This window comes from Streptosporangium sp. 'caverna', from assembly GCF_003203775.1.
GTDB lineage: Bacteria > Actinomycetota > Actinomycetes > Streptosporangiales > Streptosporangiaceae > Streptosporangium > Streptosporangium subroseum.
The window spans coordinates 1,914,354-1,939,865 of the sequence record NZ_CP029711.1; the positions used below are offsets into that span (position 1 = coordinate 1,914,354).

Genomic DNA, 25,512 nt, shown 5'->3' on the forward strand with positions numbered 1-25,512 from the left:
GTGCAATCAGGTTAAAGCTGCGATTCTTGTGGATGAAGTGAATACTGGGTGGTGGGCGCCCATGACGGACGCCCACCTCCGGGGCGGTTGCTTCATCGGCGGACAAGGTGGTGGGACAGGGTGTCGGAGGAGTCGGCGGCGGGCCGGGTCACCCGCTCGTTGCGTCAGCGCCTGCTCACCGGTGAGCTCAAGCCGGGCGCGCCCCTGTCGCAGTCCCGCATCGCCGCCGAGTACGGCGTCAGCCGGATGCCGGCGCGAGACGCCCTGCAGGTCCTGGCCGCCGAGGGGCTGGTGGACCTCGACGCCTTCACCGCCGTCGTGCGCGGCCTGTCGATCACCGAGCTGCAGGAGCTGTACGAGCTCCGCGAGGCCGTCGAGCCCGTGCTGACCCGCATCGCGGTGCCGAACGTCGGGCGGGCCGAGGTCGCGCAGATGACGACGCTGATCGAGGTGATGGAGTCGAACCCGCCGGCGGTCGACTGGCTGGCCGCCAACGCGACGTTCCACGCGCTCGTCTACTCCCGCGCCGATCGAGCCCGCATGATCGAGCTCACCGAGCAGCTCAGGCGCCTGACCGACCGCTACGTCTACCTACACGTCGGGGTGTTCGGCGACACCGACCACATCCACGAGGAGCACCGGCAGATCCTTCACGCGGTCCGGAACGGCGACGCCGCCGGGGCCGCCGAGTTGACGCGTCTGCACATCGCCACCTCCCACGAGTTCATCCTGCGCTACCTGCTGGACCACGAGCACATGCCGCTGGGACACGGGAAGGGCAACCGGGCGACCCAGCCGAGGTGATCTCTGCCGTGGTTCCGTGCACGCGGTATGTCCTTCTTATCGGCAAGGCCTCTCGCTCAGCCGCCGTGGAACGGGTCCGTGACGCCTTGGCAGGCGACGGATGGGCATGCCCCGGGCTGTCATGACTCGGGTTGTGACAATCGCCAAGCCGTAGAGGAATCAGCGGCGGTGAATACTCGATGAACGACTCCAGAGGGTGATCAGCCCGTCTCGCCGTGGCCGTCTCCGATGTCTGCTTCCGCCGTCTCTGGCCATTCTTCGGGTTGTGACACGTATGTGCCGCGGTGGCTGACGGTGAAGACCCAGCCTTGGTCTCGCAGGAACGCGACGGAGTTCCGGACGGTGACCTTGGCGACGTTGTACTGCTTCATGAGCATTTTCTCGCTGGGGATCGGGCGGTTCGGCCGGAACTCGCCCTTCCGGATCCGCTCGGCGATCTCGTTGGCGATCTGCTGGTAGAGCGGTGTCTTGCGAGGAGCCCGCGGGACATCCGGCTCGCCGACGAAAGTTCCCTCGCCCTGGACCGTGTAGACGAGACCTTGCTCTCGGAGTTCTCGTGCGACACGGCGAGCGGTCGTGCGGGCGATGCCGTACTCGCTCTCCAGCTCAGTTTCGCTGGGCATGGCTTCGCCGGGAGTGATGTCGCCACTGGTGATTCGTCCACGAATCACGTCCGCTATCTGCTTATAGACCGGTATGGGACCGTCTCGATCAAGCACAGTTGAACACTAGACCAATACATACGTATACCCACAAATCAGACGTTCAAAGAGACGTTGAGATACGAGTTAGTAGACCGGCGTGGACGAGATGACTTATAGTTCACGGGGTGATCGGAAGGGAGCCAAGGGTGACTGAGGTGCTGGAGGAGCGGCATCACGGGCACCACGTGGGGTTGCTGCAGGCAAAGCATGAGCTGATCGACTGGCGGCCGGCGCTGTCGCGGGCCGGTCCGGCGCGGGTGAAGGAACACACCTGTGACTGCCGGGCGACCTTCTACGAGCTCTGCCAGGCGGGCGGGCTGATGTTCATACGGCGGACACATCGGCTGAGAGGAGCGGTGGACGTGCACGAATCACCCTGGGTGGTCGCGAGGGACACACAGGCGCTCTGGCTCCGTCTGCTGATGGGCAGCGCCCGTTGACCGCTCAATAAGCGTGCCCGGTGGCGGGAAGCGGGTGGGCTTCCCGCCACCGGGCACCTCACAGCTCCCTGCCTCCTCGGCGGGCCCATGACGGTCGAGGAGGCAGGGCGGTGGTCCCGTATCGATCCGTGGAGGGACGGTACGGGACCACCGATCGAACCCCCGGCGGGAATCCCACTTCCCACTTCCCGCCGGGTGCGGATGGCGGTCTCGCGTCGGCAGGGGGCGCGGGACCGCCATCAAGAAACCAACCGCCATCAAGAAACCAACCGCCATCAAGAGCCCAGCCGCCGTCAAGAACTCAGCCGCCGTCAAGAAGCGAGCCATCGTCAGGAAACCAATCGCCGTCAGGAAGCGAAGCGTCAGGACGCGCATGAGCGGACCCGTCGAGGAGCGGCATATCGGAAAGGGAACCGCCACGGCGCGGGCCGTCAGGAGGCGATCCGGCGCCATGCGGTGTCGGTGACGATCACGTGGTCGAGGAAGCGCAGGCCCAACGTCTCGGCGGCCTCGCCCAGGCGGGCGGTGACCTCCAGGTCGGCCGGGCTGGGGTCGAGGGAGCCGCTGGGATGGTTGTGGGCCAGGCCGAAGGAGGAGCCGCCCGAGGTGAGAACGGCGCTCATGATCTCGCGGACGGGTGCCGGGGCGTGGTCGCTGCCGCCCTCGCTGACGATCGTCTTGCGGGTCACCGCGCCGCTCGGATCGCAGACCACGACGACCACGCGTTCGTGGCTGAGGCCGCGCAGGAGCGGGGAGGCGACGGCGGCCAGGTCTCCCGAGGATCTGACGCGGCGGCGCTCCGGCTCGGACTGCGCCTGCCGTACGAGATGGAAGGCGGCGATGACCCGGGCGGCCTTCGCGGGACCGATGCCGGGGACGGACATCAGGCGGTGGGCGTCGGAGCGGGCCAGCCCGCGCAGGTCGCCGCAGTGGGCGATCAGGTGGGAGGCGAGCTCGACCGCGTTGGTGCCCCGGCTGCCCGAACCGATCAGCAGGGCGAGCAACTCCCGGTCGGCCAGCGCGGTCGCCCCCCTCGACAGCAGTCGCTCGCGAGGCTGGTCATTGGGGGACATGTCCTTGACGCGCACTCGGCACCTCCGGCTCGGGAAACCAGACTGGTTCTACCAGGTGGCGCAGACAATCCGGCTCCGGAAGATCGTCCACGGTTCTGGGCCCTCGCCGGGCGATCGTCCATGGGCGCCGGTTTCGGAAAGAGGCGCGTGCCGGCCCGTCAGGAGGGCGAGCAGTCGTTCGGAGGACATGCCCGGCCCGTCGGAGGGCGAGTCGGTCGCTCGGGACGTGCCCGTCCGTCGAAGGATGATCACCGGTCCATCAGAGGCGGGTGGCTCGTCAGGGTGCGGGCGACTCGGTCAGGAGGTGAGGGAGTGGGAGTAGACCAGGCGGAAGCGGTCGCCGGGGATGACGATGTCGCTGGTCTCGACCGGGCGGTCGCCGGCCCAGTGGGTGCGCTCCACGTGAAGGACGTGGACGCCCGCGGGCAGGGCGAGGGCGTCGCTCTCGGTGGGCTGGGGGACGCGGGTGTAGACCTGCTCCACGATCTCGGTGATCTTGACCCCGAGGGCGGACAGGCGGGGGATCAGGCCGCGGGGGTTCTCCTCGACGACGGGCTCGCCGAACTCGGCGGGTTCGTACGAGGTGGCGAGCTGGACCGGCTTGCCGTCGCCGCGGAAGACGTAACTGGTGCGGGTCACCGCGGCGAACTCCTCCAGGCGGAGGCGCTGGGCGATGTCGGGGGTGGCGTCGGCGGGCTCGGTCCGCCAGTCCCAGGTGGCCCGGGTGCCCTGCGACTGGATGTCGGCGCCGAAGGGGGCGTGGTGGTCGTGGAAGCGCCAGCGATGCAGGGGGAGCAGCATGGGCTGGGCCCTGACGTAGTGGCCCGAGCCGACGCGACCGACGATCAGACCTTCGGCGGCGAGCACGCGCAGCGCGTGGCGGGCCGCGGTTTCGCCCACCCCGTATTTCCTGGTCAGCTGAGCACGCGAGGGAATCGAGGCGCCGGGGGAGAGAGAGCCGTCGACGATCTGGCGGCGGATATCCGCGACAACGCGCAGGTAGACCGGATCGGAGCTTGCCACGTGTCCATCCCTGGGTTCGACAGGCGTCGTCCCATCCTGTCGTATTCGGCGCACAACTCAGGGTAATGGAGGCAATTTGGAACTCCAACTTTGAGAGTGCTTCCGAAAGTGGCGAAAAATATCTCAGAGACCGTGTAACACCCACGTAAGGACCCACGATTGAACGGTAGAGGTCGTCGATGTGTGTACCCCCGAGCACATATCGGCGGCCTCTTTCATGTTCAAGCTGACTTGTCGTCGCAGCTTAAAACGGACAAAAATATTATTACCTCCCGTGTTCGGGTGCGAGGGGGCGGGCGTGGGCCCGTTCGGGCGGGGCGGCGGGGATGTTCGCGCCGTCCGGATGACCGTCGCGTCGGGCGGGGCCTCGGGTGGTGACGGCGGGAAGAACCAGCCGGTCGATCGCCTCGTCCTCACGGATCTCCGGTGCGGTGTCCCCGGAGTGGCAGGGGCAGGTGAGAGCGTGATCCGCAGAGCGGGTCGAGATCAACGGACGGGCCGCTCCAGCGTCTTATATCCGCCTGTACGGTGTGTAGAGGGCCACTTGGGGGGATATTCGCTCTTTGGGTCATCGGTGGACGGAGGCTAGGCGGGGTGGCGGCGTCTACCGTTTCCATGGATCCAGGTAGCGTTCGGTCTATGGCAGCGCCAATTCGAACCTCCGACGCCCCCTTCGGCCGCATGCTGACCGCCATGGTCACGCCGTTCACCAGTGACGGTTCGGTCGACTACGAGGGAGTGCAGCGCCTGGCCACCTACCTGGTGGACGAGCAGCGCAACGACGGCCTGATCGTGAGTGGCACGACAGGTGAGTCTCCGACGACCTCCGACGACGAGAAGGAGCGCATCCTGCGTGCCGTCGTCGAAGCGGTCGGCGACCGCGCCGTGGTCGTGGCGGGAGCCGGCAGCAACGACACCCACCACAGTGTCGAGCTGGCTCTGGCCGCCGAGCGCGCCGGGGCCCACGGTCTCCTGGTGGTGACGCCTTACTACAGCAAGCCGCCGCAGGAGGGGCTCTTCCGCCACTTCACCGCCGTGGCGGACGCCACCGGCCTGCCGGTTATGCTTTATGACATTCCTGGCCGCAGTGGCGTGCCGATCCTGACCGAGACGCTGGTACGGCTTGCCCGCCACGAGCGAATCATCGCGGTGAAGGACGCCAAGGCCGACCTGTTCGCCGGGTCACAGGTGATGGTGACCACCGGACTGGCCTTCTACTCGGGCGACGACACGCTCAACCTGCCGTGGCTCTCGGTCGGGGCCGCGGGGTGCGTCAGCGTGATCGGGCACGTTGTGGGCGCCGAGATCGCCGCGATGGTGGAGCTGTACCGCTCGGGAGACGTCTCGGGCGCGCTCGCCCTTCATCGCAGACTGCTTCCGGTGATCTCCGGAATCATGACGCAGGCCGGTGGTGCGATCATGGCGAAGGCGGCGTTGACCCTGGTGGGGCAGCCTGTGGGACCGCCGCGACTGCCGCTGGTGGAGGCCACCGAAGAGCAGGTGGCGCGACTGCGCGAAGACTTGATCGCGGGCGGCGTGAAGCTGTCCGACGAATTTGGTGCGTAAGTAAGTACGAGAAAGAACGTGGCGGCCGTCAGTGGCCGCAGTGGAGAGGAACGGGAGTTTGAGAGACAGAGGACATAGCGGTCCGCTGGGGGACGGAGTGCTGGGCGAGGGCGTAGTCCTTCCGTCCGGGAAGTCCGCTGACGCGTGCACGACGTATGAGAGAGGTGTGGCCGAATGAGTCACCCGCACCCCGAGCTCGGGCCGCCGCCGGCGATGGCCGAGGGCGCACTGCGCATCATCGCGCTGGGCGGTCTCGGCGAGATCGGCCGCAACATGGCGGTGTTCGAATATGACGGCCGTCTGCTGATCGTCGACTGCGGGGTACTGTTCCCCGAGCCCGACCAGCCCGGCATCGACCTGATCCTGCCCGACTTCGAATACATCCGGAACCGTCTGGACGACATCGAGGCCGTGGTGCTGACCCACGGGCACGAGGACCACATCGGCGCCGTGCCGTACCTGCTCCGGGAACGTCGCAACATCCCGCTCGTGGGTTCGAAGCTGACGCTCGCGCTGATCGAGGCGAAGCTCACCGAGCACCGCATCCAGCCGACCAAGCTTGAGGTCGTCGAGGGAGAGCGTCACCGGTTCGGGCCGTTCGAGTGCGAGTTCTTCGCGGTCAACCACTCGATCCCGGACGCGCTGGCCGTCGCGATCAGGACGCCCGCGGGCATCGTGCTGCACACCGGCGACTTCCGGATGGACCAGCTGCCCAGCGACGGGCGACTGACCGACCTGGGCGGGTTCGCCAGGCTCGGGGCCGAGGGCGTCGACCTGTTGATGTCGGACTCGACCAACGCCGAGGTGCCGGGCTTCGTCACCAGTGAGCGGGAGATCGCGCCGGTCATCGACGAGGTGATCCGCACCGCGGAGAAGCGTGTGATCGTGGCGAGCTTCGCCTCCCACGTCCACCGCGTCCAGCAGGTCATGGACGCCGCGGACCACCACGGCCGCAAGGTCGCGCTGGTCGGCCGCTCCATGGTGCGCAACATGGGCATCGCCCGTGATCTCGGTTACCTGAACGTTCCGCCGGGTCTGATCATCGATCCCAAGGATCTGGAGTCCTACCCGCCGGAGGGTCTGGTGCTCATCTGCACCGGATCCCAGGGCGAGCCGATGGCGGCGCTGTCGCGCATGGCCAACCGCGACCACCCGATCCGGGTCGCCGAGGGTGACACCGTGCTGCTGGCGTCCTCGCTGGTGCCCGGCAACGAGACCTCGGTCAACAACGTGATCAACGGCCTGGTCCGCTGGGGCGCCCGCGTGGTGCACAAGGGCAACGCGAAGGTGCACGTCTCCGGCCACGCCGCCGCGGGCGAGCTGCTCTACCTGCTCAACGTGACCCGGCCGTCCAACTTCATGCCGGTGCACGGCGAGTGGCGGCACATGCGGGCTCACGCCAAGCTCGCCGCGCTGACCGGGGTGCCCGACGATCACATCGTGATCGCCGAGGACGGCGTCGTGGTGGATCTGTTCGACGGCCGCGCGAAGGTCGTGGGTGCGGTCCCCGCCGGTTACGTCTACGTGGACGGCACCTCGGTGGGCGACGTCACCGACTTCGCCCTGAAGGACCGTCGCATCCTGGGCGAGGAGGGCTTCATCTCCGTCGTCATCGTGGTCGACTCCGCCACCGGCAAGCTCGCCGGCGGTCCGGAGATCCACGCCAGGGGATCGGGCATCGACCCGTCGATGTTCGACGCGATCCTGCCGGAGGTCGAGAGGGCCCTGCAGGACAACGCGGCCGACGGGGTGGTGGACGTCCAGCAGGTTCGCCGGGTGGTCCGCAGGACCGTCGGGCGCTGGGTGAGCGACACCTACCGTCGCCGCCCGATGATCATCCCCGTGGTGATCGAGGTCTGACACCTTCTCGCCGTGCGGCGGTTCCCATCGCCGCACGGCGAGGGTGCCGGCGATAAGAACCGCCGCACGGCAAGGGCACCGGTGATGTTTCCCGCCGCCGTAGGACAGGGGCGCCGGTGATGCTCCCTGCCACCAGGACGCCGGCGATGCTTTCCACCGCTGTGGGACAAGGGGGCCGGTGATGCTCCCTGCCACCAGGACGTCGGTGATGTTTTTCGCCGCCGCACGGTAAGGGCGCCGGTGACGGCCCTGCCTCGGCGAGACGAGGGCGCCGCGCGGTTCCACCCCAGAAGGGCGTCGGTGATGGTTCCTGTCGCCGTACGTCCGTCCTATCGCCGTGCGGCGAGGGCGTCGGTGATGGCGCGCAGGCGGCCGGCCGAGGCGAGGCCCCCGTGGTAGATGTGAAACTCCTCGGCGCCCGCACTCGCGTAGCGGTCCATCTCCTCGCGCATCCCGACCGGGTCGGCCGGGCGCGGGGGCAGCGCGAGCACGTAGGCCCCGATACGCGTCCCGGGTGAGGCAAGGTCGCGCAGGCGGGCCAGCTTCTCCGCGGAGGGCTCGACGTCGCCCCAGCAACTGCCCACGAGCGTCCGCACCGATGACTTCGGTCCGGTCCAGGCGAACGGGCCCGTCGCCCAGGGGTCGGGGCTGGCGTGCAGGGTGACCGGCAGCGCGCCCGCCTCCGGGACGACCAGCCGCTGGAGCTCCTCGGCCAGTCCGGTCCGCACCTCTCGTACGGCGGCCGCCAGGTCGCCCAGCGCGTCCTCGACCGAGTCCGGAGAGCCGTCCACCCCGGCCCGCACCAGCGGCGCGAGCCCCCACGGGTACCGCCCCGCGCAGGCCGCGCAGAAGCACAGGGAGAGCAGGTCGGCCTGGACCTGACTCCAGTCGGCGCCGTCGGTCTTCTCGTGCGTGCCGCCGTGGCGGAAGCCCATCGGGCCGCACGCCTCCAGGATCACCGCGTCCGGCTCGCCCAGCTCGACGATCTCCCTGACGAGCGTGCGGCAGTAGTCGGCGACGTCGGAGTGGGAGGGGCAGAGCGCGTAGGGGTAGGTGTCGCCGAAGGCGTTGCGGACCGTCAGGTCGGGGTCGGCCGAGCCGAGGGGGGAGCTGTGCGTGAGCACCACCCAGGCGTGCACGGCCAGGCCCTCGGCCCGCAGCAGGTCCCGCGCCCGGATGAAGGCATCGGGCGAGGTCCACGACGGGGTGGCCGGGACCAGCCGGCCGGTCCAGGCGGACGGACGCACCGGCACGTAGCAGGCGGCACGCGCGTCGACGAGCCGGTGCGTCGGATGGAACGGGGTGGCCGCCCGGACCGAGTGGTAGGAGGCCGCCAGCGCGACGGCGTCCACGCCGAGCGCCGCGAGCCGGGCGGGCGCGGCCGGGTCGCCGAGGACGTCCCAGGGATAGGCGTAGATCACGTTCATGTCGTGTCCTCACATGTTCGCCGTACGGCGATGCGGGTGATCCCTGCGATGCCGCGCCGTCCGCCGTACCTGCCCCGGATCGGTGGGTAGGCACGGTCTCGGGCGGAGGAGATCACCCCGCCGCATCCGCTCCGGATCGGAGAACGGGCACGGCCGTGGGCAGAGGAGATCGCCTCGCCGCATCCGCTCCGGATCGGAGAACGGGTACGGCCGTGGGCGGAGGAGGTCGCCCCGCCGTACCCGCTCCGGAGCGGGGAGCGGGCACGGTCTCGGGCGCAGGAGATCACCAGCGGGGTCTGGCCGCCGAGAAGGACGGGTCGAAACGGCGCATGTAAGAGGTGTCGTCGCGGGCGGTGACGCCACATTTGAGGTACTGCTCGTGCATCACGGCCAGTGCGTCGCGGTCCAGCTCTATCCCCAGGCCTGGTCCGGTGGGCACCGGCACGGCGCCGTCGACGAAGCGCAGGGCGCCGGGGGCCACCACGTCCTGGCCGTCCTGCCAGGGGGTGTGGGTGTCGCAGGAGTGGGCGAGGTTGGGGATCGTCGACGCGAGGTGGGTCATCGCGGCGAGGCTGATGCCGAGGTGGGAGTTGGAGTGCATGGACAGCTCGATGCCGAACGTCTCGCACAGCCGGGCGAGCTGGGTGGAGCGGACCAGGCCGCCCCAGTAGTGGTGGTCGCAGAGCAGCACCCCGATCGCGCCGAGCCGGATGGCGGGCGGCAGGTGTTCGAAGGTGACCACGCACATGTTGGTGGCCAGGGGCATCGGCACCTCTGCCGCGACCTCGGCCATGGGGCCGATGTCGCCGGTCGGATCCTCCAGATACTCCAGCACTCCGCTCAGGGCCCGGCCCACCTCGATGGAGGTCTCCGGCGACCACATCGCGTTCGGGTCGAGGCGCAGGGGATGGTCGGGAAAGGCGTCGCGCAGCGCGAGGGTGGCCTCGATCTCCTGCTCGGGAGGGAACACGCCCCCCTTGAGCTTGATCGACTGGAAACCGTACTCACCGATCAGCAGCCGGGCCTGCTCGACGAGGCCCGCCGGATCCAGGGCGGCGCCGAAGCGGTCCGCGGGCTCGCCGGGATGCCCGGCCCACTTGTAGAACAGATACGCGCTGTACGGCACCGCGGACCGGACCGAGCCGCCGAGCAGGTCCGACACCGGGCGCCCGATGGCCTTTCCCCGGATGTCCAGGCAGGCCACCTCGAAGGGGGAGAAGACCCGGTCGACGCTCTTCTCCCTGGTCGCGACGCCCGTCAGCCCGTGCAGGTCGGTGACGGCCTCGCCGACCGAGGCGCTCACCCGCGCGTAGATCTCGTTGGTGGAGTGGACGTCCAGCCCGAGCAGTTCGCGGGCCGTGGCCCGGACCTTCTCCAGGTGGCCCAGATCGCCGTAGGTCTCGCCGAGGCCGGTCAGTCCCTCGTCGGTGACGACCTCGACGATCGTGCGCAGCGCCCACGGCTCGTGCACGCCGGCGGCGTTGAGCAGGGGCGGGTCACGGAAGGCGACGGGGGTGACCCGGATCTCCTTGATCAGCATTCGGTCTCCTGGACGTGACGTCGTGTCCGGACCCGCGTCCGGAGACGATTCTCGGTCAGCATTCGGTCTTCTGGACGTGACGGTGCTTCAGGACTCGCGTCCGGAGACGGTCCTCGGCCGGCATTCGGTCTCCCGGGCGTGATCGCGCTCCCGGGACCCACGTTCGGATCAGCATCCCGCGATCTCCGCTCCGGTCGTGATCAGGCGTTCCAGCCGGGAGAGGTGCTCCGGGGTGGGGTCGGTGAGGGGGGCGCGGACGCCGCCCACGTCGAGGCCGCGCAGCCGTACCCCGGCCTTGACCAGGCCCACGGCGTATCCGGGGACCAGGTCGCGGAGCTCGACCAGCGGCAGGTAGAAGTCGGTGAGCAGCCGCTGGACGAGCTCGTCGTCGCCTCCCGTCACGGCCTTGTTGAAGGCCAGCGCGACCTCGGGGGCGAAGCAGAACACCGCGCTGGAATAGAGCGTGACGCCCAGGCCGCGGTAGGCGGGGACGGTCATCTCGGCCGTGGGCAGGCCGTTGAAGAAGGTGAACTCGCGGCCTGTCGTCCGCCGTACGGTCAGAATGATCCGCTGGAGCAGGTCGAGGTCGCCGAACCCGTCCTTGATGCCGATCACGCTGGGCATGTCCGCCAGCTCGGCCGCCGCGGCGGGGGTGAAGCGGGCGTTGCCGCGGTGGTAGACGATGATCGGCAGGTCGGTGACGGCGGCCACCTCGCGGACGTAGCGGACCAGGCCGTCGGCCGGGGCACCGACCAGGTAGGGCGGCAGGAGCAGGAGGCCGTCGGCGCCGTTCGCGGCGGCGGCCTCGGCGCATGCCCGGGCGAAGGGCAGCGCGCCGCCCGCCCCGGCGAACACGGGCACCCGGCCGGTGGCGGTCGTGGTGGTGACGGAGACGACGCGGGCGTACTCGTCGAGGCTCAGGGCGTGGAACTCGCCGGTGCCGCAGGCGGTGAAAACACCTCCGGCCCCGGCTTCGACCCCTTGGCCGACGTGTTCGGCGAGCACCTCCTCCGCCACGTCGCCGTCGGCCCCGAAGGGCGTCACAGGAAAGAAGAGAACACCATTGAGACGCATGTCCCACCCTTGTCATCGCGGTCGTTCACTTGTTTCGCCCACCGGGAGGAAGAGGAAGCGGGAAGGCCGAGGCCGGCGCTTCCGGGCACGCTCATGCCCGTTCCCGGTGAGGAGAGGTCAGGGAGAAGGCCACCCGGTGGGGGGGAGTCCGGGAGACGGGAAGAGGTCCCCCGAGGGGAAGAGGCCGGGGGACGAGGAGAGGTCACCCGGGAGGAAGAGCCCGGGATACGGGGAGAGGTCCCCCGAGGGGAAGAGGCCGGGGGACGAGGAGAGGTCACCCGGCGGGAAGGGGCCGGGGGACGGAGAAGAAGGGCCGGGGGAGAGGTCGCCCGGTGGGAGAAGGTCAGCGGATACCCTCGCGGCGCAGCGTGGCGGAGAGTTTGCGCGTGTGCCTGACCACCGCTTCGGTGATCTTCTCGACCTCGCCGGGTGGCAGGTCGGAGGGCATGGAGCAGCTGATCGCGTCGGTGGCCGGGATGCGGTAGTCCACCGCGCAGGCCACACAGGCCACGCCCGGGGTGCCCTGCTCGTGCTCGAAGGCCCAGCCCCGCGTGCGCACCCGGTCCAGCTCGGCGGTGAGCACGGCGAGGTCGACGATCGTGTTGTCGGTGATCGGGGAGAGAGGGCTGGGCAGCAGCGCGGCCACCTCGTCGTCGGTGAGCTCCGCCAGCAGGACCTGACCGAGCGCGGTCACGTGGGCGGGAAGGCGCCGTCCGACACGAGGGATGACGTGATGCACCTCGCGGGACTCGCGACTGGCCAGGTAGAGCACGTGCGCGTCGTCGCGGCGGGCGAAGTGCACGGTGCGCCCGATCTCGGCACGCAGGTCCTCCAGGGTCTCCTGCGCCAGCGGCAACGCGGGGTCCTTGTCCAGGTAGGCGGTGCCGGTGAGCAGCGCGTGCGGGCCGATGCCGTACGCGGAGCGGACCTCGTCCGCCTCGATCCACTTCAGCTCCAGGAGCGTGCGCATCAGGGCGTGCAGGCTGCTGCGTGGATAGCCCACGCGCTGCTGCAGCTCGGACAGGTTGAGTTTCACCGGTGAGGCGGCCAGGGTCTCCAGGATCCGTACCGCCCGCTCCGCGGACTTGACCAGCGACGGCTCCATGCGGGTCCCATCTCCGTGGACGTGTGCCATGGCTGTCAGGATATTGGATGCCATCCATATACATGGACAAGCACGTGGGTGAGTGTGCGGACGGAAGCATGAACAGGTGTGTGGACGGATGCGCGGACGAGGGCAGGGACCGGAGCGCGGACAGGCATGCGAGCGAGGACACGAACGGGCATGCGGATGAGGCCCCGGACGGGTGCGCGGGCGAGGACGGGGGTGCGGGCGGACGCATGAGGCTCCCTAACCCTTGATGGCGCCGCTGGTCAGGCCGCGCATGAACTGCCGCTGGAAGATCAGGAACGCGATGATCGACGGCAGCAGCGCCAGCAGGGACGCCGCGAGCAGCACGCCGATGCCGGACTCCTCGTCCGCGCGCAGCGATCTCAGCGCGATCGGCAGCGTCCACTGGCTCGACTCCGTGGCCACGATCAGCGGAAGCAGGTACTGGTCCCAGATCATCGTGAAACCGAACACGCCGATCACGCCGAGCGCGGGCCTGCACAGCGGCAGGATGATCGTGAAGAACGTCCGCAGCTCGCCCGCCCCGTCGATGCGCGCGGCCTCCTCCAGCTCGACCGGCACCTCCTTCATGAACTCGGTCATGACCAGGATGGAGAAACCCCAGGCGCCGACCGGCAGGATCATCCCCGCGTAGGAGCCGATCAGGTCGAGATGGAACGGGGGCACGTCGGCCAGCACCACCGAGAGCGGGATGATGATGACCTCCTCGGGGAGCATCATCGTGGCCAGCATGATCAGCAGCACGATCGTCATGCCCCTGAACTTCTTGCGCGCCAGGGAGTAGGCGGCGAAGACGCTGACCAGCATCTGCAGCAGCAGCCCGAACCCGACCACCACGAAGGAGTTGAGCAGGTAGCCGTAGACGCCCATCTCGCCGGCCCGGAAGAAGTTCTTCAGGGTGAAGCCGTCCGGCACTATCGAGAAGCTGGTCGGGTCGAGCGTCTCGCCGAAGGCGCTGACCAGCAGTCCCACCAGCGGGCCGGTGAAGACGATGACCATGCCCCCGTAAAGCACCGTCTTCACGATGGTCGCGAGCGGTCCGCGCCTGTCCTCCAGGCCGAGTGCGGTGTCGAGTCTCATTTCGGCTGCCTCCTGCGCAGGAACTGGACCAGCAGGGTCAGCAGCAGCGTGGCGACGAACAGCACGATCGATCCCGCGGCCGCGACCCCGAGATCGCCTCGTTGCAGGCCGAGCTTGTAGATCAGTGTCATCAGCACCTCGCTGGAGCCGTTGGGCCCGCCGTTGGTGAGGACGTAGACCTCGACGAACACCCGCAGGCCCCGGATGGCGGCCAGGGTGAACAGGATCCAGAACACCGGGCGCAGCGCCGGCAGCGTCACGTGCCGCAGCCGCCGCCAGGTGGACGCGCCGTCCACCGCCGCGGCCTCGTAGAGCGTGCGGTCCACCCCGACCAGTCCGGCAAGGAAGATCATCATGTCGTACGGCGTGCCGCGCCAGATACCCATTCCCATGATCGACAGCAGGGAGGAGTCCTCGCTGGCCAGGAACGGCTGCGGGCCGATGCCCAGCCAGCCGATGATGGTGTTGAGCATTCCCGTGTCGCCCGGGTGATACATGATCCGCCAGACCTCGGCGACCGCGGCCATCGTCGTCACCACGGGCAGGAACGCCGCGGTCCTGACGAACCACAGATACCGGGCCTTGCCCTCGATGAGGAGCGCGAGCAGCAGGCCCAGGACGAGTGAGCCGACCGTGGTCCCGAGCGCCAGCGCCGTGCTGTGCCACATGGCGCTGACGAACGCGCCGTCGGCCAGGATCGTGCGGTAGTTGTCCGTGCCCACCCACTCGTCGCCGAGATACGGGCGAACCTCGAAGAAGCTCATCCGCAGGCCCTCGAACATGGGGATGAACTTGAAGTAGAGGAACAGCAGCAGCGCGGGGGCGAGGAAGAGCCAGGCGGTCAGAGTCCCGGACCGGCGTCCCGGCAGGGGCCGGGGCGTCGGTCCGGACGGAAGAGTCGTGGTCATGAGGCGTGCTGGGTCTGCAGTTCCTGGGTGAACTTGCCGTCGAGTGCGGTCATCGCCGCCGTGACGTCGGCGGAGCAGTCGGCCCAGACCGTGTTGATCGCGTCAGCGGAGATCTGCCGGAACGGCGTCCAGTTGGGCACCGGCTGGCTGTACTTGGCATCCTTGTAGGAGTCCTGGAAGACCTTCCAGCGCGGGTCCTTCCGCTCGGCGGCGAGGTCCACCCCGCTGTTGATCGGCAGGCGGACGATGGGGCCGGGGGCGTCGCCGTTCATGCCGACCCGCTGGCCCTCGGGGGAGACCGCGAAGTCCACGAACTTCTGCTGTGCGGCCTCGTCGCCGGAGCCGGCCATCATGTAGACGTTCTCGCCCTCGCCGAGGGTGCCGGGACCGCCGGACGGGCCCTTGGGAACCGGGATGACCTCGATCTTGTCGGTTCCGACGTTGGTCACGAACCTGGCCAGCACGTAGGGGCCGACCAGGTAGATGCCGCCCTGGCCCTTCTCGAACACCTCGTGCGTGACGGTGGTGTCGTTGCTGACCGCGCCCGGGTTGACCGTCTTCGCGGTGCAGAACTGGTCCTGCAGCCACTTCACGGCCTCGACGGCCTTGGGATCGGCCATCCCCGGCGCGAACTTGCCCCCGCCGGTGGGCCTGAGGAACTCGCCGCCGTTGGCGTAGATCAGCGATGAGGCGTACCAGGACGCGTACCCGCGTGTGGTGGTCGCGGGGATGACAAAGCCCGAGGTGTCCTTGGCGCCGTTGCCGTCCGGGTCGTCGTCGGTGAACGCCTTGGCCAGCTTGGCCAGGTCGTCCCAGCTCTGGGGGACCTCCTGGCCGACCTTCTTCCGCCAGTCCGAGCGGACGATCAGCGCGAACGCCTGGGCGGAGAAGGGCGTCCCGTAGAACTTGCCGTCACCGGCCTGCGCCGCCTTCCAGGCCTGCTCCGAGATCTTGTCCGCACCGGCCAGCTTGGCCTTGTCGACCTCGCGCAGCCAGCCCTGCTGCTGCATGTTGCCCAGCTGGGCGGTGTCGTTGATGACGATGTCGGGAAGCTTCTTCTGCGCCGCCTGCTGCTGCAGCTTGGTCTCGAAGTCGTCGAAGAGCGCGACGACCTTCGCCTTGATCCCGGTGGCCTTCGTGAACGCCGCCGCCAGCTTGTCGGCGGTCTTCGCCGAGTCGGACGCGGGGACCTGGCGGATCCAGATCTCCAGCCCCTCATCGGAGCTCTGTGCGGACGAGCAGCCCGCCAGTCCCATGGCCATGGTCATGGCCACGGCAACGGGGACCCCGAGCAGACGACGTGACATCAGACCGCCTCCTGTTCACATATGTGGATGGCTTATGTGGATGTGTCACCTGTCCAGCAGAAGGTAGCCAGTGATGCAGATCACAGTCAACGGTTTGCTTCACTGAATGATGTTCATGGATGTGAATCTCGTCCGATTTGTGGATGATGAGCGACGATGTCAAGCACGACGGAGGAGATGACCATGCGTGTTCTCGTGACAGGTGCCGCCGGGATTGTCGGCACCATGCTCCGGCCCCGCCTCGCGCGGCCAGGTCGGGTGCTGCGCCTGTTCGATCTCGTTCCGATCGACCCCGGTCCCGGGGAGGAGGTCGTCACGGCCGACCTGACCGACGAGGCCGCCGTCCGGGCGGCGATGGAGGACGTGCAGGCGGTGCTCCACCTGGGCGGGCTCAGCCGAGAGCGCCCATGGGCCGACACCCTCCACGTGAACATTCACGGCACCTACGTCCTGCTCGAGGCGGCCCGCCAGGCCGGGATCCGGCAGGTCGTGCTGGCCGGCAGCCACCACGCGGTCGGCTTCCACCCCCGCACGCCGTCCCCCGCGCAGCCCTCCGGCACCGTACGTCCGCCCGCTGCGGCGCGGCCCTCCGAGGCGGCCGCGCAGCCGTCCGGCATGGCGCAGGCGCCGGACGCCGAGGCCCCGGGCGGCGCGCCGGAGGGTGGTGCGCCGGACTACCTGTTCCCCAGGCCGGACACCTTCTACGGCGTCAGCAAGGTCGCCGCCGAGGCGCTCGGCAGCCTCTACCACGACCGGTTCGGCATGAACGTCGTGGTGATGCGGCTGGGCTCCTGCGCCGAGCGCCCGGTCGACACCCGGGCGTTGTCGACCTGGCTCTCACCCGGCGACGGCGCCCGGCTGGTGGAGGCATCCCTCGTCGCAGGCGGTTTCCACGTGGTGTGGGGCGTCTCGGCCAACACCCGCCGCTGGTGGTCGCTGGAGGAGGGCCGGGCCATCGGCTACCACCCCGAGGACGACGCGGAGTCGTACGCCGCCTCCCTGATCGCCGATCACGGCGAACCCGACCCCGCCGACCCCGTACACGCCCTTGTCGGCGGTGTCTTCTGCACCCGCGAGCTCGGCGGCATCTGGTGACCTGACGAACGGCCCGCGGTCGATTCCCACCGCCCGGGATTTCGGCCCGCCGGGAAAGCACGGGATTTCGGCTGGATGAGAAAGAGTCTGACCGTTCGATTGTCCAGGCTAGATCATTTGGTGTAAACATCCATAAATATCTTTAAGAAACCGTATGCGGTCGTTCCATGAGGGCGGAAAGGTGTGAAGTTCGATGGGCGGCACCGAGGGATGGGCGGTCAGTGTCCCCGGGGGATACCGCGTCGGTGAATGGCAGGTCGGCAGGCCCATCGCCACGGGGAGCTGGGCGAGCGTTTACGAGGGACGGCACGAAGGAGAAGGCGAGACGCGCTCGGCGTTGAAGTTCCTTCCCACCGGCACCGTCACGCGACGGCAGTTGCGGCAACTCCAGGACATGACGCAGCGGGAGATACGCCTGCACCGCAGCCTCCAGCACCCTCGCCTGATCCGGCTGCGGGAGACGCTCGTCGTCGACGACGCCGAGAACCCCGAGCTCGACGGCGCGTGCGTTCTGGTGATGGACCTGGCCGAACGGTCGCTGGCCGACCTGATCGGACAGGGGGCTCCGGTTCCCGACGCGCCGAGGCTGATCGCCGAGATCTGCGAGGGGCTGGCGCACATGCACGCCGCGGGGTGGGTGCATGGGGACCTCAAGCCGAACAACGTGCTCATGATGGCCGACGGCTCGGTGCGGCTCGCGGACTTCGGCCTGACCACGGAGATCGACGGGACCCACGGCTACCTTCCCCCGGCGGGATCGGTGGACCACGTTCCCCCGGAGCGCTGGGGTGAGCCGCTGAGCGAGCGGGGACACGCGGTATGGACCTCGGCCGACATCTGGGCGCTGGGCGTGACGGCCTGCCAGCTCCTCACCGGCCACCTCCCCTTCAGCGCCCCGACCGCTCGCGCGCGCTACGTGGCCGCCACCGAGTACGCGGCGGGCGATCGGCCTCTGGCGCTCCCGGCCTCGCTGCCCGAGGCCTGGCGCTCCTGGGTGAGCGACTGCCTGGCGCCCAACCCGAGGTCCCGGCCCGGCGCTGCCCTTCAGCTCTACCGGGCGCGGATGCTGGCCGGAGCGGTCGGGGTTCCGCTCCGGCGAGCGCGCCGCCGGACGGCGGGGGTGATGGCCCTGGCGCTTCTGGTGCTGGCCGGCGTCTCGGGGGCCGGGATGGTCTCCCCGTCCGTGGCCGACCCGTTCGGGCGATGGCTGCGCACCGGTTCCGACATCCCCCCGCAGTACCGCGCGTTGATCGTCGAGGCCGGCACCATGTGCTCCGAGCCGGGCCTGAGCCCGGCGCTGATCGCCGGGATGCTGAAAACGGAGAGCGACTTCGATCCGAATCTGTCCGACGTCGACAAGGACGAGTACGGCATCGCGCGCTGGACGCCGTCGGTGCTGCAGTTCTACCTGCCCCCCGCCTCCAGGGGCACCACCCCCTCCCCGCCGCTGCCGCCCGAGGTCAGCATTCCCGCGGTCGGCCGCTACCTGTGCGTACGGTTGCCGCTGCTGACCGGGGTGCCCGGGGACCCCGGGCTGCTGGGGGCCGTGGCGTTCCGCTCCTCCGGAGAGGTGGTCCGCGAGGCGATGGGCGTCCCCGCGCGCTTTCGGGCCTACGCCGAGCGCGTGCGGAAGAACCGGGCCGCGTACGAGCCGTGATCACGGGTTCAGCCGATTCAGGTGCTCCTCCCTCACCAGGTCGAAGCGGAGGGCGATGGAGACCAGCGCGGCGCGCTGCCAGTCCGCCTTGCGCGAACCGGACAGCGGTTTGACGCGCAGTTTCGTGCGCGCCAGGTAGTCGATGTGGAAGTTGACCGCGGCCCGGGTCAGCTCCACCCCGTCCGGGACCCCGCGCAGCCGTTCCAGCACTTCCGGCACCGTCGGGATGACCGAGGACGAGCAGTCGCGCAGGCGTGGTTCACAGAGCGCGACCAGCACGAGAAAGTATTTCGCCGACTCGTCCACGGGAAATCCAGAGATGGTCGGCTCGCCGACCGCCTGGGTTTCGGACATGTCGAAGTCGACAAAACTGTGCTGCGAGGCGAAGACCAGAAAAGAACAGGGCCCGTCCGCCACGGGGAGCACCACGCGGGCGAACTCGAACGGTATGGGCGCCGCCACCCGCCCCGGGGCCACCTTGAGGAACTCCCCTCCGCCCTCGGGGTTCTCCACGACCAGGGTCGAATCACGGCTGAGGTTGGTGAGGAGCCAGTAGTCCTCAACGGCCCGGATGATCCCGGCTTGCCGGGAAACTCCCGGATGCTCCAGCGGAAAGTCGACCGGGGCATTCACCGCTCCGCGCCCGAAAGTGGCCTCACGGCCCGGAGAAAGCTCAATGACAGCCGGCCCCGAGCTTGGTACTTCGGCCTGAAGGAGGACCGTCTGCATTTGTCGCGCCTCCGCAGCACCCTGGAACCTTGCAGGTTCCCAGAATCTAAGCCTATGCCGAACAATGTCAGTGTCTGTGCCGAATTTCGGTGTATTAAGCGCATTGGTGCGCGAACGGGTGCTGATCATCGGGGGCCGAGAGGAACGGCGCGGGCAGAGAGCGGCACCCGATGTCACCACCGCCGCGAACCGGGAGGGCGGGGCCCTTCCCGGCCGAGCCGGCGGCTGGTCCACGTGGGCGACCAGCCGCCATCACCGCGGTGGCGAAAAAGCCCCGTGTCTCCTCGCCCCGTCCTCCAGGCGGGGCGGGGGGACACGGAAAGCCGGGCCCGGGCCGTGGCCGGGAGTGCACGCGGAAAGCAGGGCCCGGCTCAGGCCATGGCGGGAGCGCGCAGGGGAAGCCGGCTCGGCCATGGCGGGGGTGCACAGGGGAGGCCGGTCCCGCCGGGAACGGGACCGGGGTGCAGATGGAGGCCCGGATGGCTGACGCCGTCCGGGCCTCCGGGGTGCGCGGGGCAGGGGGTCGTTGTATGCTCACATTGTTCTATGTAGCAGCTTGTTATTTCATGTAATAGAACAATGGAGGGTCAATGGAGGTACGGCACGCCACGGCGCCCGACCAGATTCCCGGCGCGACGACCGACTGGCTGCGTGGCCGGTTCCTGGCGGAGCAGCTCTTCGTGTCCGGGGAGATCCGCCTGCTCTACTCCCACGAGGATCGCATCGTGGTCGGCGGCGCCCTGCCCGAGGACGGGCCGCTGACGCTGCACAGTCCCGATCCGCTCAGATCCGAATACTTCCTGGAGCGGCGCGAGCTCGGCGTGGTCAACGTGGGCGAGGCGGGCGTGGTGACCGTGGACGGCACGCCGTACCCGCTGGCGCACAGGGAGTGCCTGTACGTCGGCCGCGGAGCCCGCGAGGTCCTCTTCGAGGACGGCGCTTTCTATCTGGTCTCCACCCCCGCGCACGCCGACCTCCCGACGGCCAGGGCAGGGCTGGAGGACGCCGAGCCCGTACGGCTGGGCGGCCAGGAGGGGTCCAACGACCGCACGATCTACAAATACATCCATGCCAAGGGCATCCAGAGCTGCCAGCTCGTGCTCGGCGTGACCGTGCTGGAGCCCGGCAGCATGTGGAACACCATGCCGTGCCACACACACGAGCGCAGGACCGAGGTCTACCTCTACTTCGACCTGCCGGCGGAGCATCGGGTGATCCACCTGATGGGGCGGCCCGACGAGACCCGGAACCTGGTGATCGCCGACCGCCAGGCGGTGATCTCGCCTCCCTGGTCGGTGCACTGCGGCTTCGGCACGTCGAACTACTCCTTCGTCTGGGCCATGGGCGGGGAGAACCAGGCCTTCGAGGACATGGAGCAGGTCGCGATCGGTGAGATGCGCTGATGTTCTCCCTTGAGGGCAGGACCGCGCTCGTCACCGGCGCGCGGACCGGGATCGGGCGGGCCCTCGCGGTGGGTCTGGCGACGGCGGGAGCCGACCTGGTCCTGCACGGTCGCAACGACGACCTGGACGAGGTCGAGGCCGAGGTGCGCAAGACCGGCAGGCAGGTCTCCCGGTGGATCCTCGACCTGTCGGACCCCGGGCGCATTCCCGAGGCGGCGGAGCGGCTGGGCCGGATCGACGTGCTGGTCAACAATGCGGGGATCATCCGTAGGGCGCCGGCGGCCGAGCACCCCTACGCCGCCTTCCGCGAGGTGATCGACGTCAACCTCGACGCGGTCTTCCTGCTCAGCCAGGCCATCGGGGCGCGGATGCTGGCCCGGGGATCCGGAAAGATCATCACGATCGCCTCCATGCTGTCCTTCCAGGGAGGCGTCAACGTCGCCGGCTACACCGCGGCCAAGCACGCCGTCGCGGGGCTCACCCGGGCCCTGGCCTGCGAGTGGGCGGCCTCCGGGGTCCAGGTCAACGCGATCGCCCCCGGCTACATCAAGACCGGCAACACCGAGCGGCTGTGGGACGACCCGGTGCGGGAGCCCGAGATCAGAGCCCGCATCCCCGCGGGCCGCTGGGGCGATCCCGAGGATCTCGTGGGCGCCGCCGTCTTCCTGGCGTCCAGCGCCTCCGACTACGTCAACGGCCATCTGCTGGCGGTTGACGGGGGCTGGCTGGCACGCTGACCAGTAGGCTCACGAACGTGGTCAGGGAAGGCAGTTCTATCGACAAGGCGCTGGCGGTGCTGGAGGCGATCGCCGAGCACCACCGCGTGACGGACATCGCCGCCGCGACGGGGGTGTCCAAGTCGACCGTCCATCGCATCCTCCAGTCGCTCGTCGAATGGGGTTTCGCGCGAACCGACGGGAACGGGGGCTACGAGCCGGGCCCCCGGATCCTCACGCTGGCAGGCCGCGTCATGAACCGGTTCGACCCGGCCCGCCAGGCCTCCCAGGCGCTGCGCACCCTGCACGACCGGATCGGCTACACCACGCACTTCGCGGTCCGCAGCGGCGACGAGGCGGTCTACGTCGACAAGCTCGAGGGGCGCCGGCCGTACCAGATGCCCTCGCGCATCGGGATGAGCCTGCGCCTGCACTGCACCGCGATAGGCAAGGCCGTCCTCGCCCAGCTCGGGGCCGACGAGGTCCGCTCCATCGTCGACCGCACGGGCCTGCCCTCCGCGGCTCCCAACACCCTGACGACCGTGGAGGGTCTGCTGGCCCACCTGGTGGACGTGCGTGCCCGCGGCTACGCGCTGGACGACGAGGAGAACCTCCCCGGCATCCTCTGCGTCGCGGCCCCGGTCTTCGACCACACCGGTCAGGTGCTCGGCGGCATCTCCATCTCCGGCCTCGCGATGGACATGAGCATGGAGGACCTCGAGCGGTTCGCCCCCGACGTCGTCGCCGCCGCCCGCGAGGTCTCCCTCGCACTCGGCGCCCCCGACCCCGTCCTCAACCGCTGACGCGTCCTTGACCCCCGACCTGGGACAGGTTTCCGGCCGGTCCGGTGTGGCGGGTTCTCGATCTTCTGTGGTCCGGGGTCCTTTCCGGGGGCGGAGCGGCTCCGCTTCCCTGCGGGTTCGGTGTGGCGGGTTCTCGATCTTCTGTGGTCCGGGGTCCTTTCCCGGGGCGGGGCCGCTCCGCTTCCCGGAGGGTCCGGTGCGGCGGGTTCTCGATCCCGCGCGGTCCGGGTTCCTCTCCGGGGCGGAGCGGCCCCGTTCTCAGCCGTGGGTCATGACCGCAGCAGGTTCTCGATCTCCTGGGGCGTCGCCTGCCGTCCGGTGCCTCCCCGGCCCGAGAGGCTGATGGCCGAGGCGGCCATGCCCGCCCTGACGGCGTCGGCCGGTGACGAGCCCCGTGCCAGGAAAGCGCAGGCGGTTCCGGCCAGGACGTCCCCGGCGCCCGTCTGGTCGACGATCAGCTCCGCGCGGAAGGCGGGAATCGGCACCGGCTCGCCGTCTCCCTCCGCCAGGAGCACGCCGTTCTCCCCGAGGGTGACGGCGACGGCCGCGGCCCCCAGATCCAGGCAGGCGCGGGCGACCTCGTAGGGATCGGTGAGTTCCAGGAGGGGGCCGCTGTCTCCCGGGCAGGAGATCTTGACCAGGGAGGCGTGCGGGGCGATGTCGCGCAGGACGGAGACGGCCTCCCCGGCGGTGGTGAGGCGGGCGCGGAAGTTGGGGTCGTAGACGATCCGCCCGGAGGCGGACTTGGCCGCGTGCCGTACGGCCTCCGCGCAGGAGCCGGAGATCGCGGCGGTGACGCCGCTGAGCAGGACCACGCGGGCGGTGGTCACGGGAGAGCGGTCCACGTCCTGGAGGCTCATGCGTGAGGCGGCGCTGCCGTGCCGGAGATAGACAAAAGCGCGCTCACCCGACGGGTCCGCGCCGATCGCGTAGGCGCCCGTCGAGCCCTCGCCCCGGACCATCCAGCGGGAGTCCACGCCGTGCCCGTCGGCGAAGCGGATCAGGCGCTCGCCGAACTCGTCGGTCCCCACCCGGGTCACCAGCGCCACGCGCGCGCCCTGCGCGGCGGCGGCCACCGAGGCGTTGAGCGCGTCACCGGAGAAGGACAGGTGAAACGTCCGGGCCTCGGGCAGGGCATGGTCCGAGGAGAACTCCACAAGCGGCTCGCCCAGCACGACCACGTCCATGACGGCTCCTTGTTTCATGTAATGGAATGTGGTCTCATGTTATGCAACATTATGAGCCTGGAGGATTCAGTATGCCGAACATCACTGTTGAACTGCTGTCCGGCCGGACGCCCGACCAGCGCCGTGAGTTCGTCGCCGCGGTGACCGAGGCGGCCGTGGACATCCTGAAGGCCCGTCGCGAGTCGGTGCGCATCGTCTACTGGGAGATCGAGAAGTCCGACGTGGCCAACGGCGGCATCATGGAATCCGACAAGTAGACGTGAGGGAAGGGACCGGGTGAACCCCGGTCCCTTCCCCTTTTCCCTTTCCCGATCACGACCCCCGGTCATGACCCCCCGATCTTGGTCTCTCTTCCGTCCCGACCCCGGGGACCCGGCCCGGCCCCCGGGCCCGGATTCGACCGGGACCCGGCCTGACCCCTCGGATCCGGTCAGGCCAGGTCTTCCGCGGCCGGACGGCGGACGTCAGATGGTCGCGGTGGCTCGCTCGGCCTCCGGGTCGCTGCCGAGGGAGTCGACGAGGGCGTCGCTGTCCTCGCGGTTCTCCGGCTTCAGCAGCCCGATCGCCACGTAGAGGACCAGCGAGGTGACCAGCGGGACGCCGACCACCATCGCGGTGTCCGTGGATTCGACGATCCACTTGACGTAGGCCCAGACGGTCAGGCCCGCGGCCCAGGAGACGAGCGCCGCGGTCGGGCCGCTCCGTTTGAACCAGGGCAGCATGCCCAGCATCAGCGGAATGGAGATCGGCCCCATCGTGGCCGCGACCAGGTCCACGACGATCTTCAGGACGACGCCCTGGCCCTCGGTCAGGATCGCGATCGTCATGCTGATCACCACGAAGGTGACGGTGGTGATCCGGGCGAAGGTCAGCTGCGCGTTCGAGGACAGCTCACGCACCTTCCGGACGATCACCGGTGCGATGTCCCTGGTGATGACCGAGGAGATCACGTTGGCGTCGGAGGCGACCATGGCCATGGTGTGGGAGAAGAAGCCCGCGAGCACCAGGCCGATCACACCCTGCGGCAGCAGGACCTGCGCCAGCCGTACGTAGGCCTCCTCGGCGTTCGCCAGGCCAGGCACGATGAGCGGCGCGGCGAACATCGGGATGAACAGCACCAGCGGCCAGATCAGCCACAGCGCGCTCGACAGCAGGGCCGAGCGCTTCGCCGCCGAGCCCGAGGGGGAGGCCATGTAGCGCTGGGCCAGGTTCCACATGCCGCCGTTGTACTCGAAGGTCTTGATGAACAGCAGCGCGAGGAAGAACGTCGTCGTGTACGGCCCGGCGAACAGGTCGCCATGTCCCTCGGGCAGCTTGTCCCACATCGTCCACAGCGTGGCGACGCCGTCCAGCTGGGTCATGATCGCGATGAACATGGCGATGCCCGCGATGCCCTGGATGATGAACTGCCCGAAGTCGGTCAGCACGTCCGCCCACAGGCCGCCGGCCGTGATGTAGACCAGCGTGACGGCCCCGGTGACCAGGATGCCCCACAGGATCGGGATCCCCGCGAACCCCTTGAGCAGGATGGCGATCGCCACCCACTTGGCCGCGATGTCCACGACCTTCAGCAGCGCGCCGCTGTAGGCCAGCGCCTGCTGGGTGGGCAGGTTGTAGCGGCGGGCGAGGTACTCCAGGGGGGAGACCACGCCGTGCTTGGACCGCAGCCGGTTCCACCGGGCCGCCCAGACGAAGGCGCCGATGCCGACGCCGATGCCGATCGTCAGGGCCCACCAGACGTACATGGCCAGCCCGTAGTTGTAGGCGACCGCCGCGAACGCCACGAACATGATCGCGCTGTAGCCCGACATGTGGTGGGAGATACCGGACAGCCACCAGGGGATACGGCCCCCGGCGGTGAAGAAGTCGGCCACGTTCTTGATGCGGCCCTTCGACCACACGCCGATGCCGATCATGACAAGGAAGTACGCGCCCAGAACGGACCAGTCGAGTGCGGACATGCGTCTCCTCCCAACGCTCTGTT

General features: G+C 69.2%; 23 protein-coding genes. 10 read left to right on the forward strand and 13 right to left on the reverse strand.

Annotated elements, in window-relative coordinates:
- Nucleotides 1-120: 120 nt before the first annotated feature.
- Nucleotides 121-804 (forward strand): GntR family transcriptional regulator, encoded by a 684-nt coding sequence (locus DKM19_RS08565; protein WP_110695236.1) that lies wholly within the window; start codon nt 121-123, stop codon nt 802-804.
- 200 nt (nt 805-1,004) lie between these two features.
- Here the strand turns inward: DKM19_RS08565 and DKM19_RS08570 are convergent, their stop codons facing one another.
- Nucleotides 1,005-1,523 (reverse strand): GntR family transcriptional regulator, encoded by a 519-nt coding sequence (locus DKM19_RS08570; protein WP_110695237.1) that lies wholly within the window; start codon nt 1,521-1,523, stop codon nt 1,005-1,007.
- Nucleotides 1,524-1,654: 131 nt separating this feature from the next.
- Between DKM19_RS08570 and DKM19_RS08575 the strand changes: the two genes are divergently transcribed.
- On the forward strand, nt 1,655-1,948 hold the full coding sequence (locus tag DKM19_RS08575; protein WP_204358710.1) for a hypothetical protein: 294 nt from the start codon (nt 1,655-1,657) through the stop codon (nt 1,946-1,948).
- Between the two features lie 431 nt (nt 1,949-2,379).
- On the opposite strand, the gene DKM19_RS08580 is transcribed toward DKM19_RS08575, so the two are convergent.
- Together DKM19_RS08580 and DKM19_RS08585 are read right to left on the reverse strand one after the other, a co-directional pair.
- Complete coding sequence (locus tag DKM19_RS08580; protein WP_239514154.1) at nt 2,380-3,021, reverse strand: RadC family protein; 642 nt, start codon at nt 3,019-3,021, stop codon at nt 2,380-2,382.
- Nucleotides 3,022-3,318: 297 nt separating this feature from the next.
- Entirely contained in the window at nt 3,319-4,044 is a 726-nt protein-coding gene (locus DKM19_RS08585; RefSeq protein WP_110695239.1) for a GntR family transcriptional regulator, read from the reverse strand.
- Between the two features lie 639 nt (nt 4,045-4,683).
- Here DKM19_RS08585 and dapA point away from each other — a divergent pair.
- Together dapA and DKM19_RS08600 are read left to right on the forward strand one after the other, a co-directional pair.
- Nucleotides 4,684-5,610: a 4-hydroxy-tetrahydrodipicolinate synthase gene (dapA, locus tag DKM19_RS08595; RefSeq protein ID WP_110695241.1), complete on the forward strand. Its 927-nt coding sequence runs from the start codon at nt 4,684-4,686 to the stop codon at nt 5,608-5,610.
- A gap of 174 nt (nt 5,611-5,784) precedes the next feature.
- On the forward strand, nt 5,785-7,470 hold the full coding sequence (locus tag DKM19_RS08600) for a ribonuclease J (RefSeq protein ID WP_110695242.1): 1,686 nt from the start codon (nt 5,785-5,787) through the stop codon (nt 7,468-7,470).
- A gap of 329 nt (nt 7,471-7,799) precedes the next feature.
- On the opposite strand, the gene DKM19_RS08605 is transcribed toward DKM19_RS08600, so the two are convergent.
- The 7 genes from DKM19_RS08605 to DKM19_RS08640 form a co-directional block, all read right to left on the reverse strand.
- Entirely contained in the window at nt 7,800-8,897 is a 1,098-nt protein-coding gene (locus DKM19_RS08605) for a hypothetical protein (protein WP_110695243.1), read from the reverse strand.
- A gap of 283 nt (nt 8,898-9,180) precedes the next feature.
- On the reverse strand, nt 9,181-10,437 hold the full coding sequence (locus DKM19_RS08610) for a glucarate dehydratase family protein (protein WP_110695244.1): 1,257 nt from the start codon (nt 10,435-10,437) through the stop codon (nt 9,181-9,183).
- A 168-nt stretch (nt 10,438-10,605) separates the two neighbouring features.
- The gene (locus tag DKM19_RS08615) at nt 10,606-11,511 is read right to left on the reverse strand and encodes a 5-dehydro-4-deoxyglucarate dehydratase (RefSeq protein ID WP_110695245.1); all 906 of its coding nucleotides are present in this window, start codon (nt 11,509-11,511) and stop codon (nt 10,606-10,608) included.
- Between the two features lie 343 nt (nt 11,512-11,854).
- Nucleotides 11,855-12,616: an IclR family transcriptional regulator gene (locus tag DKM19_RS08620; RefSeq protein WP_089207920.1), complete on the reverse strand. Its 762-nt coding sequence runs from the start codon at nt 12,614-12,616 to the stop codon at nt 11,855-11,857.
- A 246-nt stretch (nt 12,617-12,862) separates the two neighbouring features.
- On the reverse strand, nt 12,863-13,723 hold the full coding sequence (locus DKM19_RS08630) for a carbohydrate ABC transporter permease (RefSeq protein WP_110695247.1): 861 nt from the start codon (nt 13,721-13,723) through the stop codon (nt 12,863-12,865).
- The gene (locus DKM19_RS08635) at nt 13,720-14,631 is read right to left on the reverse strand and encodes a carbohydrate ABC transporter permease (protein WP_110695248.1); all 912 of its coding nucleotides are present in this window, start codon (nt 14,629-14,631) and stop codon (nt 13,720-13,722) included. The genes DKM19_RS08630 and DKM19_RS08635 overlap by 4 nt, the downstream gene beginning before the upstream one ends.
- Complete coding sequence (locus tag DKM19_RS08640) at nt 14,628-15,938, reverse strand: sugar ABC transporter substrate-binding protein (RefSeq protein ID WP_110695249.1); 1,311 nt, start codon at nt 15,936-15,938, stop codon at nt 14,628-14,630. Before DKM19_RS08640 ends, DKM19_RS08635 begins: the two co-directional genes overlap by 4 nt.
- Nucleotides 15,939-16,121: 183 nt before the next feature.
- Here DKM19_RS08640 and DKM19_RS08645 point away from each other — a divergent pair, with 183 nt between their 5' ends.
- Both DKM19_RS08645 and DKM19_RS08650 read left to right on the forward strand, forming a co-directional pair.
- Nucleotides 16,122-17,033, forward strand: a complete 912-nt coding sequence (locus tag DKM19_RS08645; protein ID WP_110705565.1) for an NAD(P)-dependent oxidoreductase — start codon at nt 16,122-16,124, stop codon at nt 17,031-17,033.
- A 193-nt stretch (nt 17,034-17,226) separates the two neighbouring features.
- A complete protein-coding gene (locus DKM19_RS08650; RefSeq protein ID WP_110695250.1) occupies nt 17,227-18,690 on the forward strand; it encodes a serine/threonine-protein kinase in 1,464 nt (487 codons plus the stop codon).
- Here the strand turns inward: DKM19_RS08650 and DKM19_RS08655 are convergent, their stop codons facing one another.
- Nucleotides 18,691-19,323 carry a hypothetical protein gene (locus DKM19_RS08655; RefSeq protein WP_204358711.1) on the reverse strand — a complete coding sequence of 211 codons (633 nt, stop codon included), beginning with the start codon at nt 19,321-19,323 and terminating at the stop codon, nt 18,691-18,693.
- 686 nt (nt 19,324-20,009) lie between these two features.
- On the opposite strand from DKM19_RS08655, the gene kduI reads away from it, so the two are divergent.
- The 3 genes from kduI to DKM19_RS08670 are packed head-to-tail and all read left to right on the forward strand — an operon-like array spanning nt 20,010 to nt 22,341.
- Complete coding sequence (gene kduI / locus DKM19_RS08660) at nt 20,010-20,822, forward strand: 5-dehydro-4-deoxy-D-glucuronate isomerase (RefSeq protein WP_110695252.1); 813 nt, start codon at nt 20,010-20,012, stop codon at nt 20,820-20,822.
- On the forward strand, nt 20,822-21,559 hold the full coding sequence (locus tag DKM19_RS08665; protein WP_110695253.1) for an SDR family oxidoreductase: 738 nt from the start codon (nt 20,822-20,824) through the stop codon (nt 21,557-21,559). The genes kduI and DKM19_RS08665 overlap by 1 nt, the downstream gene beginning before the upstream one ends.
- Nucleotides 21,560-21,576: 17 nt before the next feature.
- Nucleotides 21,577-22,341 carry an IclR family transcriptional regulator gene (locus tag DKM19_RS08670; protein WP_110695254.1) on the forward strand — a complete coding sequence of 255 codons (765 nt, stop codon included), beginning with the start codon at nt 21,577-21,579 and terminating at the stop codon, nt 22,339-22,341.
- 269 nt (nt 22,342-22,610) lie between these two features.
- Here DKM19_RS08670 and DKM19_RS08675 read toward each other — a convergent pair whose 3' ends face one another.
- Complete coding sequence (locus tag DKM19_RS08675; RefSeq protein ID WP_110695255.1) at nt 22,611-23,528, reverse strand: sugar kinase; 918 nt, start codon at nt 23,526-23,528, stop codon at nt 22,611-22,613.
- 71 nt (nt 23,529-23,599) lie between these two features.
- On the opposite strand from DKM19_RS08675, the gene DKM19_RS08680 reads away from it, so the two are divergent.
- Entirely contained in the window at nt 23,600-23,785 is a 186-nt protein-coding gene (locus tag DKM19_RS08680; RefSeq protein WP_089207931.1) for a tautomerase family protein, read from the forward strand.
- Between the two features lie 207 nt (nt 23,786-23,992).
- On the opposite strand, the gene DKM19_RS08685 is transcribed toward DKM19_RS08680, so the two are convergent.
- Nucleotides 23,993-25,489, reverse strand: coding sequence for a sodium:solute symporter family protein (locus DKM19_RS08685; protein ID WP_110695256.1), 1,497 nt, complete (start codon nt 25,487-25,489; stop codon nt 23,993-23,995).
- Nucleotides 25,490-25,512: the final 23 nt, after the last annotated feature.

Bases quoted from the DNA above. Each gene is read 5' to 3' on its own strand.
- DKM19_RS08580 (WP_239514154.1), bottom strand. From the start codon at position 3,021: ATGTCCCCCAATGACCAGCCTCGCGAGCGACTGCTGTCGAGGGGGGCG.
- dapA (WP_110695241.1), top strand. From the start codon at position 4,684: ATGGCAGCGCCAATTCGAACCTCCGACGCCCCCTTCGGCCGCATGCTG.
- DKM19_RS08600 (WP_110695242.1), top strand. From the start codon at position 5,785: ATGAGTCACCCGCACCCCGAGCTCGGGCCGCCGCCGGCGATGGCCGAG.
- DKM19_RS08605 (WP_110695243.1), bottom strand. From the start codon at position 8,897: ATGAACGTGATCTACGCCTATCCCTGGGACGTCCTCGGCGACCCGGCC.
- DKM19_RS08610 (WP_110695244.1), bottom strand. From the start codon at position 10,437: ATGCTGATCAAGGAGATCCGGGTCACCCCCGTCGCCTTCCGTGACCCG.
- DKM19_RS08615 (WP_110695245.1), bottom strand. From the start codon at position 11,511: ATGCGTCTCAATGGTGTTCTCTTCTTTCCTGTGACGCCCTTCGGGGCC.
- DKM19_RS08620 (WP_089207920.1), bottom strand. From the start codon at position 12,616: ATGGAGCCGTCGCTGGTCAAGTCCGCGGAGCGGGCGGTACGGATCCTG.
- DKM19_RS08630 (WP_110695247.1), bottom strand. From the start codon at position 13,723: ATGAGACTCGACACCGCACTCGGCCTGGAGGACAGGCGCGGACCGCTC.
- DKM19_RS08635 (WP_110695248.1), bottom strand. From the start codon at position 14,631: ATGACCACGACTCTTCCGTCCGGACCGACGCCCCGGCCCCTGCCGGGA.
- DKM19_RS08640 (WP_110695249.1), bottom strand. From the start codon at position 15,938: ATGTCACGTCGTCTGCTCGGGGTCCCCGTTGCCGTGGCCATGACCATG.
- DKM19_RS08645 (WP_110705565.1), top strand. From the start codon at position 16,122: ATGCGTGTTCTCGTGACAGGTGCCGCCGGGATTGTCGGCACCATGCTC.
- DKM19_RS08650 (WP_110695250.1), top strand. From the start codon at position 17,227: ATGGGCGGCACCGAGGGATGGGCGGTCAGTGTCCCCGGGGGATACCGC.
- kduI (WP_110695252.1), top strand. From the start codon at position 20,010: ATGGAGGTACGGCACGCCACGGCGCCCGACCAGATTCCCGGCGCGACG.
- DKM19_RS08665 (WP_110695253.1), top strand. From the start codon at position 20,822: ATGTTCTCCCTTGAGGGCAGGACCGCGCTCGTCACCGGCGCGCGGACC.
- DKM19_RS08675 (WP_110695255.1), bottom strand. From the start codon at position 23,528: ATGGACGTGGTCGTGCTGGGCGAGCCGCTTGTGGAGTTCTCCTCGGAC.
- DKM19_RS08680 (WP_089207931.1), top strand. From the start codon at position 23,600: ATGCCGAACATCACTGTTGAACTGCTGTCCGGCCGGACGCCCGACCAG.
- DKM19_RS08685 (WP_110695256.1), bottom strand. From the start codon at position 25,489: ATGTCCGCACTCGACTGGTCCGTTCTGGGCGCGTACTTCCTTGTCATG.